Origin of the sequence: Thioclava dalianensis, from assembly GCF_000715505.1 — a bacterium.
GTDB lineage: Bacteria > Pseudomonadota > Alphaproteobacteria > Rhodobacterales > Rhodobacteraceae > Thioclava > Thioclava dalianensis.
This window is the reverse complement of the sequence record NZ_JHEH01000003.1, coordinates 92,124-104,910: the sequence shown is the minus strand read 5'-3', so window position 1 is coordinate 104,910 and position 12,787 is coordinate 92,124. Positions and strand designations below refer to the sequence as shown.

The 12,787-nt window shown below is 64.2% G+C and carries 13 protein-coding genes; 9 read left to right on the top strand and 4 right to left on the bottom strand.

The annotated features are described in order from the left end of the window. Nucleotides 1–72 precede the first annotated feature (72 nt). The 6 genes from cysG to DL1_RS03470 are packed head-to-tail and all read left to right on the top strand — an operon-like array spanning nt 73 to nt 5,319. Nucleotides 73–1,413 carry a siroheme synthase CysG gene (cysG, locus tag DL1_RS03495; RefSeq protein WP_038062521.1) on the top strand — a complete coding sequence of 447 codons (1,341 nt, stop codon included), beginning with the start codon at nt 73–75 and terminating at the stop codon, nt 1,411–1,413. After that, a complete protein-coding gene (locus DL1_RS03490; RefSeq protein WP_038062518.1) occupies nt 1,413–1,712 on the top strand; it encodes a DUF2849 domain-containing protein in 300 nt (99 codons plus the stop codon). Before cysG ends, DL1_RS03490 begins: the two co-directional genes overlap by 1 nt. Then, nucleotides 1,712–3,364: a nitrite/sulfite reductase gene (locus DL1_RS03485; protein WP_038062517.1), complete on the top strand. Its 1,653-nt coding sequence runs from the start codon at nt 1,712–1,714 to the stop codon at nt 3,362–3,364. Before DL1_RS03490 ends, DL1_RS03485 begins: the two co-directional genes overlap by 1 nt. Next, nucleotides 3,348–4,085, top strand: coding sequence for a phosphoadenylyl-sulfate reductase (locus DL1_RS03480; protein ID WP_051693289.1), 738 nt, complete (start codon nt 3,348–3,350; stop codon nt 4,083–4,085). Before DL1_RS03485 ends, DL1_RS03480 begins: the two co-directional genes overlap by 17 nt. Continuing rightward, the gene (locus DL1_RS03475) at nt 4,082–4,486 is read left to right on the top strand and encodes a DUF934 domain-containing protein (protein WP_038062514.1); all 405 of its coding nucleotides are present in this window, start codon (nt 4,082–4,084) and stop codon (nt 4,484–4,486) included. The genes DL1_RS03480 and DL1_RS03475 overlap by 4 nt, the downstream gene beginning before the upstream one ends. An 11-nt stretch (nt 4,487–4,497) precedes the next feature. Then, nucleotides 4,498–5,319 (top strand): ferredoxin--NADP reductase, encoded by an 822-nt coding sequence (locus DL1_RS03470; RefSeq protein WP_051693288.1) that lies wholly within the window; start codon nt 4,498–4,500, stop codon nt 5,317–5,319. Nucleotides 5,320–5,361: 42 nt separating this feature from the next. Here DL1_RS03470 and DL1_RS03465 read toward each other — a convergent pair whose 3' ends face one another. Then, a complete protein-coding gene (locus tag DL1_RS03465) occupies nt 5,362–5,679 on the bottom strand; it encodes a hypothetical protein (RefSeq protein WP_038062512.1) in 318 nt (105 codons plus the stop codon). Nucleotides 5,680–5,983: 304 nt separating this feature from the next. Here DL1_RS03465 and DL1_RS03460 point away from each other — a divergent pair, with 304 nt between their 5' ends. The 3 genes from DL1_RS03460 to DL1_RS03450 all read left to right on the top strand — a co-directional run bounded on the left by DL1_RS03460 (nt 5,984) and on the right by DL1_RS03450 (nt 8,684). Then, entirely contained in the window at nt 5,984–7,045 is a 1,062-nt protein-coding gene (locus DL1_RS03460) for a Hint domain-containing protein (protein WP_177195332.1), read from the top strand. A gap of 120 nt (nt 7,046–7,165) precedes the next feature. Continuing rightward, nucleotides 7,166–7,939, top strand: a complete 774-nt coding sequence (locus tag DL1_RS03455) for a gamma-glutamyl-gamma-aminobutyrate hydrolase family protein (RefSeq protein WP_038062507.1) — start codon at nt 7,166–7,168, stop codon at nt 7,937–7,939. Nucleotides 7,940–7,997: 58 nt separating this feature from the next. After that, a complete protein-coding gene (locus DL1_RS03450; protein WP_038062505.1) occupies nt 7,998–8,684 on the top strand; it encodes a D-lyxose/D-mannose family sugar isomerase in 687 nt (228 codons plus the stop codon). Here the strand turns inward: DL1_RS03450 and DL1_RS03445 are convergent, their stop codons facing one another. From DL1_RS03445 to glmU, 3 genes are read right to left on the bottom strand one after another with little or no spacing between them, the layout of a single operon-like run. After that, the gene (locus tag DL1_RS03445) at nt 8,685–9,536 is read right to left on the bottom strand and encodes a DNA alkylation repair protein (protein ID WP_081856241.1); all 852 of its coding nucleotides are present in this window, start codon (nt 9,534–9,536) and stop codon (nt 8,685–8,687) included. It abuts the gene before it with no gap. Next, entirely contained in the window at nt 9,533–11,347 is a 1,815-nt protein-coding gene (gene glmS, locus DL1_RS03440) for a glutamine--fructose-6-phosphate transaminase (isomerizing) (protein WP_038062503.1), read from the bottom strand. The genes DL1_RS03445 and glmS overlap by 4 nt, the downstream gene beginning before the upstream one ends. Continuing rightward, nucleotides 11,348–12,694 carry a bifunctional UDP-N-acetylglucosamine diphosphorylase/glucosamine-1-phosphate N-acetyltransferase GlmU gene (gene glmU, locus DL1_RS03435; protein ID WP_038062500.1) on the bottom strand — a complete coding sequence of 449 codons (1,347 nt, stop codon included), beginning with the start codon at nt 12,692–12,694 and terminating at the stop codon, nt 11,348–11,350. Nucleotides 12,695–12,787 lie beyond the last annotated feature (93 nt).

Here is a 12,787-nt window from a genome sequence, read left to right as displayed (position 1 = left end):
AAAGATGCAAGTGTGGCATTGTTTCATCTGGGAAAACCTTCATTTTCTGCAGAAGCGAACAGGAGTAGAGCCATGCGTCATTTCCCGATTTTTCTCGACACGGTCGACAAGACCATCGTTGTCGCGGGCGCTGGCGAATGCGCCGTGGCCAAGCTGCGGCTGCTTTTGAAGACTGAAGCGCGGATCGTCGTGTTCGACGCCGATGCCGAGGATCAGGTGCGCGACTGGGCCGCGCAGGGCCGGGTGGAGCTGCATCTGCGGGATCTGGTGCTGGCCGATCTCGGCGGTGCGATCTTGGTCTATGCCGCCTATGACGATCCCGAGCGCGATCTGGGTGTGCAGGCGCTGGCGCGCGAGGCCCGTGTGCCCGCACTTGTGGTCGACAATCTTGACGCCTCCGATTTCATCACCCCCGCGATTGTGGACCGCGACCCGGTGACCGTGGCGATTGGGACCGAGGGCACGGCCCCCGTGCTCGCCCGCGCGATCAAAGCGGGCATCGAGGCGCGTCTGCCCGTTGGTCTCGGCGCGTTGGCCCGTCGGGCGAAAGCGCTGCGTCCCGCCGCCGAGGCGCTGCCCAAAGGCCGTGCCCGGCGCGACTTCTGGACCCGTTTCTTCTTTGGCGGAGAGGATGCAGAGGTGCTGCTGGAGCAGGCAAAATCGCAAGAGGCGCAACCCGGTCACGTGCATTTCGTGGGCGCAGGCCCGGGCGATCCCGAGCTTCTGACGCTGCGCGCGCGCAAGATGCTTCATGAGGCCGATGTGGTGGTTTATGACCGTCTCGTGTCGCCGGAGATCCTTGAACTGGCCCGGCGCGAGGCGCGGCTGATTGAGGTCGGCAAGACCGGCTTTGGCCCCTCGTGGAAGCAAGAAGACATCAACGTACTGCTGGTCGAGGAGGGGCGCAACAACCGCGTCGTGCGTCTGAAATCCGGCGATCCGGGCGTGTTCGGCCGTCTCGATGAAGAGGTTGAGGCGTTGGATGCGGCAGGTGTCGCGTATGACGTCACCCCCGGGATCACGGCGGCCTCGGCGGCTGTGGCGGGGCTTGGGCTCAGCTTTACCCGGCGCGGTCGCAATTCCGGCCTGCGTATCATCACCGGCCATGACACCAAGGGCTTTGCCGAGCAGGACTGGCGCGAGCTGGCCCGCCCCGGTGCGGTGGCCGCGATCTATATGGGCAAGAAAGCCGCGCGTTTCGTCACCGGTCGGTTGATGATGCATGGGGCAGCGCCCGACACCCCCGTGAGCATCGTCGAGAACGCCTCGCGTGCCGATCAGCGCATCATTGCGAGCGATCTGGTCACGCTTGAGCGCTCGCTGAGCGATGTCGCCGGGCCGGCTGTGCTGCTGCTGGGGCTCGCCCCGCGCGCCGCCGCCCAGCAAGCAAACCAATGGCAGGAGGCGCTCTGATGGCCCGCAAATTTACTCCGCAGGTGGTCAGCGCGAACCATCTGATCGAAGGCGACACGATCTGGTTCGACGGCTCGGACTGGGTGCGCGACATCACCCGCGCGCGCGCCGCCGAGACCGCAGAAGAGGCCGAGGCGCTGCTTGCTCAGGCACAGGCGGGCGCCGAGGCGCATCGCGCCGTGGGGCTCTATCTCGCCGAAGTTGCCATTGAGCCGCAGGGTCCGCGCCCGACCCATTTCCGCGAGATCTACCGCGTGAACGGCCACAAGACGAACCCTCCGCATGAGGAGCATATCTGATGTATAGCTACACCGAATTTGACCGTGATTTCCTGCGGGCCCGCGTCGACGAGTTCCGCGGTCAGGTCGCGCGCCGCCTTGACGGATCGCTCACCGAAGATGAATTCAAGCCGCTGCGCCTGATGAACGGGCTCTATCTGCAACTTCACGCCTATATGCTGCGCGTGGCCATTCCCTATGGCACGCTGCGCTCGGCGCAGATGCGCAAACTGGCCGAGATCTCGGAGCGTTGGGATCGGGGCTATGGCCATTTCACCACCCGCCAGAACATCCAGTTCAACTGGCCGCGCCTGACCGATGTGCCCGACATGCTCGACGCGCTCTCCGAAGTTGGCATGCATGCGATCCAGACCTCGGGCAATTGCATCCGCAACGTGACGGCGGACCATTTCGCAGGCGCTGCTCCCGGCGAGGCGGAAGATCCGCGCATCACCGCCGAGCTGGTGCGTCAGTGGTCGACCGATCACCCGGAATTTGCCTATCTGCCGCGCAAGTTCAAAGTGGCCGTGACCGCGCTTGAGCAAGACCGCGCCGTGATCCGTTTCCACGATATCGGGCTGCGCGTGAAGTCTCGCGATGGCGAGATCGGCTATGAGGTCGTGATCGGGGGCGGTTTGGGCCGCACGCCGATGATCGGCAAAGTGGTGCGCGAATGGCTGCCTAAGCGCGATCTGCTGGCCTATCTCGAAGCGATCCTGCGGGTCTACAATCTCAGCGGTCGGCGCGACAACAAGTACAAGGCGCGCATCAAGATCCTCGTCCACGAGACGGGGCTTGATGAGTTGCGCGAACGTATCGAGGCCGAGTTCGCGACCGGCGCGCGCCTGTTGGGCGATGTGAACCCCGACGTGATCGCGCAGATCGAGCAGAGCTTTGTCGACCCGGAGTTCCGCGACGATCCGGTGGCCCCCTTCGCGCCGAGCCCTGCGTTTCAGGCCTTCCTCGACACCAACCTCTCGGCCCATAAGCGCGCCGACCACGCCATCGTCACGGTCTCGACCAAGCCGATTGGCGGCACGCCGGGCGATGTCACCGCCGATCAGATGCGGGTGCTGGCAGATCTGGCCGAAATTTACGGCTATGACGAGCTGCGCATCAGCCATGAGCAGAACGTGATCTTGCCGCATGTGCATCGCAACGATCTGGCCAAGGTCTATGAAGCGCTGCGCGCGGCGGGGCTGGCCACGGCCAATGTCGGGCTGGTTTCGGATATCATTGCCTGCCCGGGGCTCGATTACTGCGCGCTGGCAACGGCGCGGTCGATCCCGGTGGCGCAGCAGATCTCCGAGATGTTCGCCGATATCGACGCACAGCACGACATCGGGCCGCTCAAGATCAAGATCTCGGGCTGCATCAATGCCTGCGGGCACCACCATGTCGGTCATATCGGCATTCTGGGTCTCGACCGGGCAGGGGTGGAAAACTACCAGCTCACCCTTGGCGGCGACGGCACCGAAGATGCAGCCGTGGGCGACCGCACGGGTCCGGGCTTTGCCTATGACGAGGTGGTTCCGGCCGTCGGGCGCCTCATCCACGCCTATCTCGAAGCGCGGGAAGACAAGCATGAGAGCTTCCTGCACACCTATCGCCGTGTCAGCCTCGCCCCGTTCAAGGCCGCTTTGTATGGAGAACGTGATGCAGCCGCTGCGTGAAACCCAGTTCGATACAAGGAGCAAGCTGGCCGTTGAAGCCAGTGTCGAGCGCCTGAATGCGCGCTTTGCCGAAAGCGATGCGAGCGAGATCCTGCGCGCCGCGCTCAATGCGATGCCGGGGCGGATTGCCGTGGTCTCGTCCTTTGGGGCGGATTCGGCGGTGCTGTTGCACCTGCTCTCCGAGATCGACCGCGATGTGCCGGTGCTGATGCTCGAGACACAGATGCTCTTTGCCGAGACGCTGGACTATCAGCGCGATCTCTCTGCCCATCTGGGGCTGCGCGATGTGCGCCTGCTGACGCCGATCTCGGATGTGCCCGAAGATTTGCATCTGCGCGATACCTCCGCCTGCTGCCAGCTGCGCAAGGTCGAGCCGCTGGAAAAAGCGCTTGCGGAATTTGACGGCTCGATCACCGGGCGCAAGCGGTTCCAGACCGGTGCACGTGCGGCGATGCCGGTTTTCGAGACCGACTATGCCGGTCGCGTGCGGGTCAATCCGCTCGCAAGCTGGTCCGCGCAGGCGCTGGTCGATCATCTCGACGCGCATAACCTGCCGCGCCACCCGCTCGTCTCGAAGGGCTATCCTTCGATCGGCTGCGCGCCCTGCACCCGCCCTGCGAGCAGCGAAGATCCGCGTGCGGGCCGTTGGGCCAACGAGACGCGCGAGGAATGCGGCATTCACTTTGGCCCTGACGGGCGCATCATCCGGGGGGCTGCATGACCCAGATCGTCTCTAAAGACGGCTTCGTTGCCGATCAATTCGCCGATCTCGAGCGGCTCGCGCCTGAGGACTACCGCCCTGGCGCCGCGCTGGCGCTGGGACCGACCGCTGATCCGGGCGCTTTGGCCGAACAGCTCAGCTCGGCCCCGCTGGTCGAAATCACAGTGGGCGGATTTGGCGATGGGCGCGAGTTCTCCATTGGCGCCTTGCTGCGCCGTCAGGGTTATCGTGGCCATCTGCGCGCCTGCGGGCCGCTGCTGGTCGATCAGTTCCGCGCCCTGATCCGCTGTGGCTTTGACGATATTGCGCTGCCCGACGAGATGGCCGAGCGCCAGCCCGAGGCGCAATGGCGCGCCGTCCCCTTCGAGACCGGCTACCGCGCCCGGTTGCTCAACGCCTGAGGATAGTTTCGATGAATGACATGAGTTTCGATGCGGTCACGCATGACCGCGTGGCGACCTCCGCGCATCCCGATGCCGCCGAGGTAACCTCGATCACCCATTGGACGGACCGGCTGTTTTCGTTCCGGCTCAAGCGGCCGCGTAGCCTGCGCTTCCGTTCGGGCGAGTTCGTGATGATCGGGCTTGTGGGCGACAATGGCAAACCGATCCTGCGCGCCTATTCCATCGCCTCGCCCTCTTGGGATGAAGAGCTGGAGTTTTACTCGATCAAGGTGCAGGACGGCCCGCTCACCTCGCGGCTTCAGCATATCCGCACTGGCGATCATGTGATCTTGCGCCCCAAGCCCGTGGGCACGCTTGTGCACGACGCGCTGCTGCCGGGTAAGCGGCTCTATATGGTGGCCACCGGCACCGGCATCGCGCCCTTTGCGAGCCTGCTGCGCGATCCCGAGACTTGGGAGAAATATAACGAGGTGATCCTCACCCATACCTGCCGCCAGCGCGCGGATCTGGCCTATGGGCAGGATCTGGTGACCGATCTTGCGCTCGATCCGCTGGTCGGAGAGCAGGCGGCGGCAGGGCTGCGCGTGATCACCACCACCACGCAGGAAGAGAGCCCCCATCAGGGACGGATCACCGATTGGATCTCTGAGGGCAAACTGGCTCAGGTGCTGGGCCTGCCGGATCTGACCCCGGAAGAAGATCGCGTGATGATCTGTGGCTCGGTCGGTCTCAACAAGGATATGGCGGCCTTGCTTGAGGCGCGCGGGCTTGACGAGGGCTCGAACGCAAATCCCGGCCATTACGTGGTCGAGAAAGCCTTTGTCGGCTGATGGATAAGCGAGCGGGAATGACCCGCTCGCACCCCTGTCGCTTTAGATCGCGCCCGTGAGGCTTTCCTTGATCAGGCGCGCCTTGGTTGTCTTGTCGAACGGGTGCAGCAAGGTGTTCTCAAGCGAGGCCACCTTGCGAAAGCCAAGATTGTCGAGCGGCGTTTTGGGGGGCACATAGGCTGCCAGCCGCGACTGGTCGAGCAGGCTCAGATGCGGATCGGCGGGCATGAAGAAGGCCGGGTCATTGCCGTTTTGCGCAGCCGAAGGGGCATCGGGCGTCACCACGTCCTGTCCGGCAAGCGCGGGCAGGGTGCCAAGGGCCAAGACGGCTGTGGCAAGGCTCAGGATCGTTAGGCGCATCAGTGATCTCCCTATCTGTGCGAGGCCGCTCCGGGCTGGGGCTCGACGGCATGCTGTGCTGGGGCCGCATCTCGGCCCTTTCTCGCTATCTTACACGAATATAAGCGCACGCAACGGGGCCCGCCGCTCACGGACGCGCAAGTTTCGGTGACAGCGGGGCCCTGCAAATTTGACACGCGCGCCGCGCGAAGCGTGACCTGAAGGTCACTCGGGGATTCCCATACGTCAAATGATATGCTAAGCACGTCTTATAAGGGGCAAGAGGGGTCACGTAAAAGGCCCCCGGCAGTGAGGTAAGGCAGTGATGAAAACGGGCTATCAAGGCACGTTCGTAATCTCTTGGGCGCAAACGGAAATCGACGGAACACCGGCACCCGCACCTGAGATCGTGACAGTTGGGGCATGCTGGCGTTGGACCGGCGAGGCCATTCGGGTCGATGGCCCGAACGACATGCTGATTTTGCAGGGTGCCAAGGGAGAGGCAGCGCGTCGGGCGCGTGCGGCCAAGGCCGTCCGCAGATTGCTGGGCGATGCGCTGGGGGCTCCGCGCCCAAGCGTCGAGTTGGGGCTTGAGGACAGCCCCAATCAGAGCTTCACCGTGACCGATGGTTATAAGGTTTACGTCGTCACGCTGGTCGAGCTGCCCGAAAGCGGCGCGCGGCTGTTGATGTTCTCGGGCCATATTCCGCAAAACGACACCGATCTTTGGGTCGTGGACCGCGCGCTTGATCTGCGCCCGAAATCCGCGCGCAAAGGTCCGGCAGGGGTGATCTGTTTCACGCCCGGAACGCTGATCGACACGCCGCAGGGCAAGCGCCCGGTCGAAGCGCTGCGCCCCGGCGATCAGGTCGCGACTTGCGATAACGGTCCGCAGGCGATCCGCTGGATCGGGCAGCGCCGGATTTCCGGGGCGCGCCTGCATGCGATGCCGCATCTGCGCCCGGTGCGTATTTCCGGCCATGCGCTGGGGCATGATCGCCCCGATGCTGATCTTCTGGTCTCGCCGCAGCACCGGATGCTGCTGCGCGGTGCCCCGGCGCGCGCGCTTTTTGCCGAGGACGAGGTGCTTGTGCGGGCTTGCGATCTGGTCAATGGCAGCTCGGTCCGCATCGAGGCGGGCATGGCCGAGCTGCATTACATTCACCTGCTTCTGGACCGCCATGAGGTGCTTTGGGCCAACGGGCTGGAAAGCGAAAGCTTCCATCCGGCCTCGACCGTTCTGTCGGCAATCGCGCCCGATCAGCGCGACGGTCTGCGCGCCGTGGTGCCCGAGGTCGAGTCCAATCCGCTGAGCTACGGGGCCTATGCGCGCCGCGCCCTCAAACCCTCTGAGGCCGCGATCCTGCGCCATGATCTGGTCGCGTAAAACGCGGGCGTCTGCGCGCATTCATGCACCAATTTGCCCTCGCGCACAGGTGTCTGCGCATTTTTCGTCTTTTCTCGAGCCGAGCTCCTCCCTACCTTGGTCGCAAGGAAAGGACGTTTCATGACCAGACCCGTTATCGGCATAATCGGCAATCTCAGCATTGTGGGCGACCGCTATCCCATCCACGGGGGTGGCCAGCTCAACTCGGAAGCGATTAGCCAAGTTTCCGGCTGTATCCCGCTTGTGGTGCCCGCCGACCCGGAGCTTCTCTCGATCGAGGAGCTATGCGAGATCTGCGACGGGTTTCTGCTCACAGGCGGACGCGCGAATGTGCATCCCGAGGAATATGGGCACGAGGTCACCGAAAAGCATGGCGAGTTTGACCGGGCGCGCGATGCGATCGCCTTGGGGCTGGTGCGCCGCTGCGTCGAGACCGGCCAGCCTTTCTTCGGCATCTGTCGTGGCTTCCAGGAAGTGAATGTCGCGATGGGCGGCACGCTCGATCCCGAAATCCGCGAGCTTCCGGGGCGGCAGAACCACCGGATGCCGCGCGACGGCGATCTCGCGCACAGCTTCACCAACCGCCATATCGTGCGCTTCACCCCCGGCGGCCATTTTGCCCAGCTTTATGGCGCCGAGGAGGTCGAGACAAACTCGCTGCACGGGCAGGGCATCCGCGAGCCCGGACCTCGGATCGTCGTCGAGGGCTACGCGCCCGATGGCACAGCCGAGGCGCTGCGGGTACGCGATGCGCCAGGCTTTACGCTGTCGGTGCAGTGGCATCCCGAATGGCGGGCGGCTGAAGATCCGGTCTCGCGTCCGCTCTTCGAAGCCTTTGGTGATGCGGCGCGCGACTGGGCGGCCGGGCGGCGGCCTGCAGCCCGGGTGGCTTGACCCCGGGCGGCGTTCGGGGCATCGAGAGGCCCTCGACGCTACGACCCGGAGGCTGAAGATGAAACGTTCTCGCGTGAATGAAATCATGGCTGAGGCCGAGGAGATGATCCTCGAATTCGGTTTTCGTTTGCCGCCCTTTGCATGGTGGAGCCCCGCCGAATTTCGCGCCCGTTTGCCGCAGGCGCAACGCGTGGTCGAGGCGCAGATGGGCTGGGATATCACTGATTACGGGCAGGGCGATTTCGATACGCTCGGGCTGTTCCTGTTCACGCTGCGCAATGGCGATCTGCGCGATCTTCAGGCCGGCCATGGTATGACCTATGCCGAGAAGCTCTTGATCTCAAAGAAAGATCAGATCAGCCCGATGCATACCCATATCATCAAAGCCGAGGACATCATCAATCGCGGCGGGGCCAATCTCGCGGTCGAGCTTTACGGCTCCGATGATCAGGGGCAGTTCGACGAGACAGCCGGTGGTATCGTGATGTGCGACGGTGTTCCGCGTCACTTCGAGCCCGGCGAGGTCCTGATGCTGCGCCCAGGCGAGAGCGTGACCCTGCGGCCCGGAGATTGGCACGCCTTTTGGGGTGCGGGTGGCGATGTGCTGATCGGCGAGGTCTCAACGGTCAATGACGACCGCACCGACAACATCTTCCGCGACCCGATCGGGCGGTTCTCTCAGATCGAGGAAGATGTCGCACCGCGTCACCTTCTGGTGAGCGATTACGACAGCTTCCTGCTTTGATCACAAGGCCTTGGCGGCTTCCTCACGGGCGAATGGCTTGAGCCGTTCGCCCTCTTGCGCAAGCCAGATCCGTACGCGCTCGGGGTCCTTTTTGGAAAGCGCATGCAGCCAGCCGCCGATTGCGCTTTGCACAAAGCCGTGCGGATCCTCCGCACGCGCGGTAGCCCAGCCCAGTATCCGCTCGCGCGCGGCGCTCTCTTCGGGCTTGGGTGTGCGCGCCTTAGTGAAGGGCAGGGTGATCACAAAGGCTGCGCGCCGCGTCCACATATGCGACGATCCGATCCACTCCTCGATCAGGTCGAGCCGTGCCGGGTCCGCCTCAAGCCGCTTGGCGCCTGCCTTGCAGGCGTGATCGGCCAGCGCCAGCGCATCGAATTGAGGCACCCAAGAGGTGATGAGTGTCCACGCCTCAGTATCGGGGCGCAGCCGTGCCTGCGTGAGCAGCTTTGCCGCCGCGATCCGCGCCTCGTGAATATCGCTGTCCCAGAGCTGCGCGGCCAGCTCGACCCGACCTGGCACGTCGAGCTGTGCGCGCCAAAGCGTGACCATATCCTCAATGGCAGGGACCGGGACGCCAAGATAGCGTCGCTCGGCGCGGTGATGGGCGGCGGCCTGTGCGGCCTTGGCGGGATCTTCCCACGCTTGCAGCGCAAAGAGTGCCTCCTCGATGCCGGGCGGCGGGCCGAGCGGCTCTTCCTCCTCATCGGGCTCCGCGAAACTCTCATATTGCGCATCGGAGGCGGCGTAGGCTTCGGCTTCCGCGCGCAGCCGCGCCTCTTCCTCGGGCGGAAGGGGCGTGAAATCTGAGGGCTCCGGGCGGGTGATCCGGCTTTCTCCGCGTTTCCGACTCATTCGACTGTCACCGATTTTGCAAGGTTGCGAGGTTGATCGACATCGGTGCCCTTGGCGACCGCCGTGTGATAGGCTAGCAATTGCGCCGGCACCGCATAGAGGATCGGCGCGAAAGGCTCTGCGATTTCAGGAAGTTGCAGCTGCGCCCAAGTGCCGTCTTGCGCTGCCTTCAGCCCCTTGGCATCCGAGGCCAGCAGCACCATGCCGTGGCGCGCCATCACCTCTTGCATATTCGAGACCGTTTTGTCGAACAGCCGGTCGAAGGGGGCCATGACGATCACCGGAACCGTGCGGTCGATCAGCGCGATGGGGCCGTGTTTCAGCTCGCCGCTGGCATAGCCCTCGGCATGGATATAGCTGATTTCCTTGAGTTTGAGCGCCCCTTCAAGGGCCAGCGGATACATCGGGCCGCGGCCCAGAAAGAGAATATCCTGCGCCTCGGCCAGATGCTCGGCCAGCTCGGCAATCGGCGCATCCAGCGCCAAAGCGGTATTCATCAACCCCGGCAGGCTGCGCAGCGTGTCGCAATGGCACGCCAGATCCGGGCCATCCAGCTGGTCGCGGTCGCGCCCGGCCTTGAGGGCCATGACGGCCAGCACCAGAAGCTGGGCGGTAAACGCTTTGGTCGAAGCCACGCCGATCTCGACGCCTGCCATGATCGGCAGCGCGATATCGACCTCGCGCGCAATCGACGAGGTGGGGACGTTCACCACCGCCACCGTCTTGGCCACTTTCTCATGGCAATAGCGCAGGGCTGCCAGCGTATCGGCAGTCTCGCCGGACTGGCTGACAAAGATCGTCATGCCGCGCTCGGACAGTGGCGGCTCGCGGTAGCGGAACTCAGAGGCCACGTCGATCTCAACGGGGATTCGTGCGAAACTTTCGAACCAGTATTTCGCCACCGAGCAGGCATAGAAGGCCGTGCCGCAGGCAACGAGGGAAATCCGGTCAATGTTGGAAAAGTCCAATTCCTCGGGCATATTCAGCCCGGTCTGGGGCAGATAATGTCGCAAAGCGTCAGCCAGCACCACGGGCTGCTCGGCGATTTCCTTGCCCATGAAATGCTTGTAGCCCGCCTTTTCGATCTGTGCCTGACCCAGTTCGATGCGCTGCTCGCTGCGGTTCGCATGACGGCCCTCGGCGTCGAAAATCTCGGCGCCCGCGCGGGTGATGAAAGCGTAATCGCCCTCTTCCAGATAGGTCAGCCGGTCGGTCATCGGCGCCAGCGCAATTGCGTCCGAGCCCACGAACATCTCGCCATCGCCATAGCCGATCGCGAGCGGAGAGCCCTTGCGCGCGGCGATCATCAGATCCTCCTCGCCATCAAAGAGCCAGAGCAGGGCAAACGCGCCTTCCAGCTTGCCCAGCGTCTCGACCGCCGCCGTGCGGGCATCCATCCCGCGCTCCATGAACATGCGGGTCAGCAGCGCGACGGTCTCGGTATCGGTCTGGGTCTGCGCGGCGATCCCGGCCTCGGCCAGCTCGGCGCGCAACGCCTGATAGTTCTCGATGATGCCGTTATGCACGACCGCGACCGGCCCAGCCTTATGCGGATGGGCGTTGGTCGCGGTGGGCGCGCCATGGGTGGCCCAGCGGGTATGGCCGATCCCGGATTTCCCGGCGAGCGGCTCATGCACCAGCAGATCGGACAGGTTCACCAGCTTGCCCACGGCCCGCCTGCGGTCCAGAACGCCCCCATTTACAGTCGCGATCCCAGAGCTGTCATAGCCGCGATATTCCAACCGCTTGAGGCTTTCCACCAGCAGAGGTGCGACTTCATTCTTTCCAAGAACGCCAATAATTCCACACATTTATGAGCCTTTCTTCATGCGCTCTTTTTCGGCGCGCAGCTTGGAAAACAGTTTCGCGGCAAGGCCTTCGCGGTTGACCTGCTTGGAGCGGCCCAAGGCCAGCGCCGCATCGGGCACGTCTTGGGTGATCACCGAGCCCGAGCCGGTCAGCGCGCCCGCGCCGATGGTGACCGGGGCCACGAGCATCGTGTCCGATCCGATGAACGCGTTGGCACCGATCACGGTGCGATGCTTGAAGACGCCGTCGTAATTGCAGGTAATTGTGCCTGCGCCGATATTGGTGTGCTCGCCGATCTCGGCATCGCCCAGATAGGTGAGGTGGCCGACCTTCACACCCTCGGCGAGGACCGCGTTCTTCACTTCGACGAAGTTGCCGATATGCACATCCTCTGCCAGCTCGGCGCCGGGGCGCAGCCGCGCGAAGGGGCCGACGGTCGCGCCGCGCGAGATATGGCAGCCCTCAAGATGGCAGAAGGCCTCGATCCGCGCGCCGCTCTCAATGGTGACCTCGGGGCCGAAGACCACGTTCGGCCCGATCACCACATCGCGGCCCAGATAGGTGTCGAGTGCGAAATAGACCGAGGCCGGGTCGATCATCGTCACGCCGTCTGCCAGCGCCTCGGCACGGGCGCGGGCCTGAAACTGCGCCTCGGCGCGGGCGAGCTCTTCGCGGGTGTTGATGCCCAGCGTCTCGGCCTCATCACAGGTCACGACCTGCGCGCTGAGCCCTTTCGCGCGTGCGCCCGCCACGATATCGGTCAGGTAATATTCCTGCGCGGCGTTGTCGTTGGACAGGCCCGCCACCAGATCTTGCAAGACAGCGGCATCGCAAGAAATAACGCCGGAATTGCAAAGCGTTATGGCGCGTTCGTCATCTGTGGCATCCTTGAATTCCACAATCCGCTCCAGCGCGGCGCCGTCCGTCACAAGCCGTCCGTAGCGTCCGGGGTCCGCAGCCTCAAAGCCCAGCACCACGACATCCGCATCGGCCTGCGTCATCAGCTCCAGCGTCTCGGGGCGAATGAAGGGCGTGTCGCCGTAAAGGACGATCACGCGGCCCTCGAAGCCCGCCAGCGCAGGCAGCGCCTGGGCCACCGCATGGCCGGTGCCAAGCTGCGCGTCTTGCAGCACAACCTCGGCGTCGGGGGCGAACTTTGCGACCGACTTGCGCACCGGCTCGGCCCCGTGGCCTGCCACGACGATCACACGCGCGGGCTCAAGCGCGCGCGTACTGGCCAGCGCATGGGCCAGAAGGGGCGCGCGCCCGATCTCGTGGAGCACCTTTGGCAGGTCGGATTTCATACGGGAACCTTGCCCCGCCGCGAGGGTGATCAGCGCTATTTCCATGGAACGTGCCTTTTCTTCTGCTCGCCCTCGTTTTACGCATTGGCATCCCCGCCGCAAGGGCTGCGTCTTCACGCTTCTTTTCGCGGTGTTACC

What these genes read in the sequence shown, in the direction of transcription:
- DL1_RS03455 (WP_038062507.1), top strand. Translation starts at nt 7,166, where the DNA reads ATGACCAGACCCGTTATCGGCATAATCGGCAATCTCAGCATTGTGGGC.
- DL1_RS03445 (WP_081856241.1), bottom strand. Translation starts at nt 9,536, where the DNA reads ATGAGTCGGAAACGCGGAGAAAGCCGGATCACCCGCCCGGAGCCCTCA.
- glmU (WP_038062500.1), bottom strand. Translation starts at nt 12,694, where the DNA reads ATGGAAATAGCGCTGATCACCCTCGCGGCGGGGCAAGGTTCCCGTATG.
- DL1_RS03485 (WP_038062517.1), top strand. Translation starts at nt 1,712, where the DNA reads ATGTATAGCTACACCGAATTTGACCGTGATTTCCTGCGGGCCCGCGTC.
- DL1_RS03450 (WP_038062505.1), top strand. Translation starts at nt 7,998, where the DNA reads ATGAAACGTTCTCGCGTGAATGAAATCATGGCTGAGGCCGAGGAGATG.
- DL1_RS03470 (WP_051693288.1), top strand. Translation starts at nt 4,498, where the DNA reads ATGAATGACATGAGTTTCGATGCGGTCACGCATGACCGCGTGGCGACC.
- glmS (WP_038062503.1), bottom strand. Translation starts at nt 11,347, where the DNA reads ATGTGTGGAATTATTGGCGTTCTTGGAAAGAATGAAGTCGCACCTCTG.
- DL1_RS03460 (WP_177195332.1), top strand. Translation starts at nt 5,984, where the DNA reads ATGAAAACGGGCTATCAAGGCACGTTCGTAATCTCTTGGGCGCAAACG.
- cysG (WP_038062521.1), top strand. Translation starts at nt 73, where the DNA reads ATGCGTCATTTCCCGATTTTTCTCGACACGGTCGACAAGACCATCGTT.
- DL1_RS03465 (WP_038062512.1), bottom strand. Translation starts at nt 5,679, where the DNA reads ATGCGCCTAACGATCCTGAGCCTTGCCACAGCCGTCTTGGCCCTTGGC.
- DL1_RS03475 (WP_038062514.1), top strand. Translation starts at nt 4,082, where the DNA reads ATGACCCAGATCGTCTCTAAAGACGGCTTCGTTGCCGATCAATTCGCC.
- DL1_RS03480 (WP_051693289.1), top strand. Translation starts at nt 3,348, where the DNA reads ATGCAGCCGCTGCGTGAAACCCAGTTCGATACAAGGAGCAAGCTGGCC.
- DL1_RS03490 (WP_038062518.1), top strand. Translation starts at nt 1,413, where the DNA reads ATGGCCCGCAAATTTACTCCGCAGGTGGTCAGCGCGAACCATCTGATC.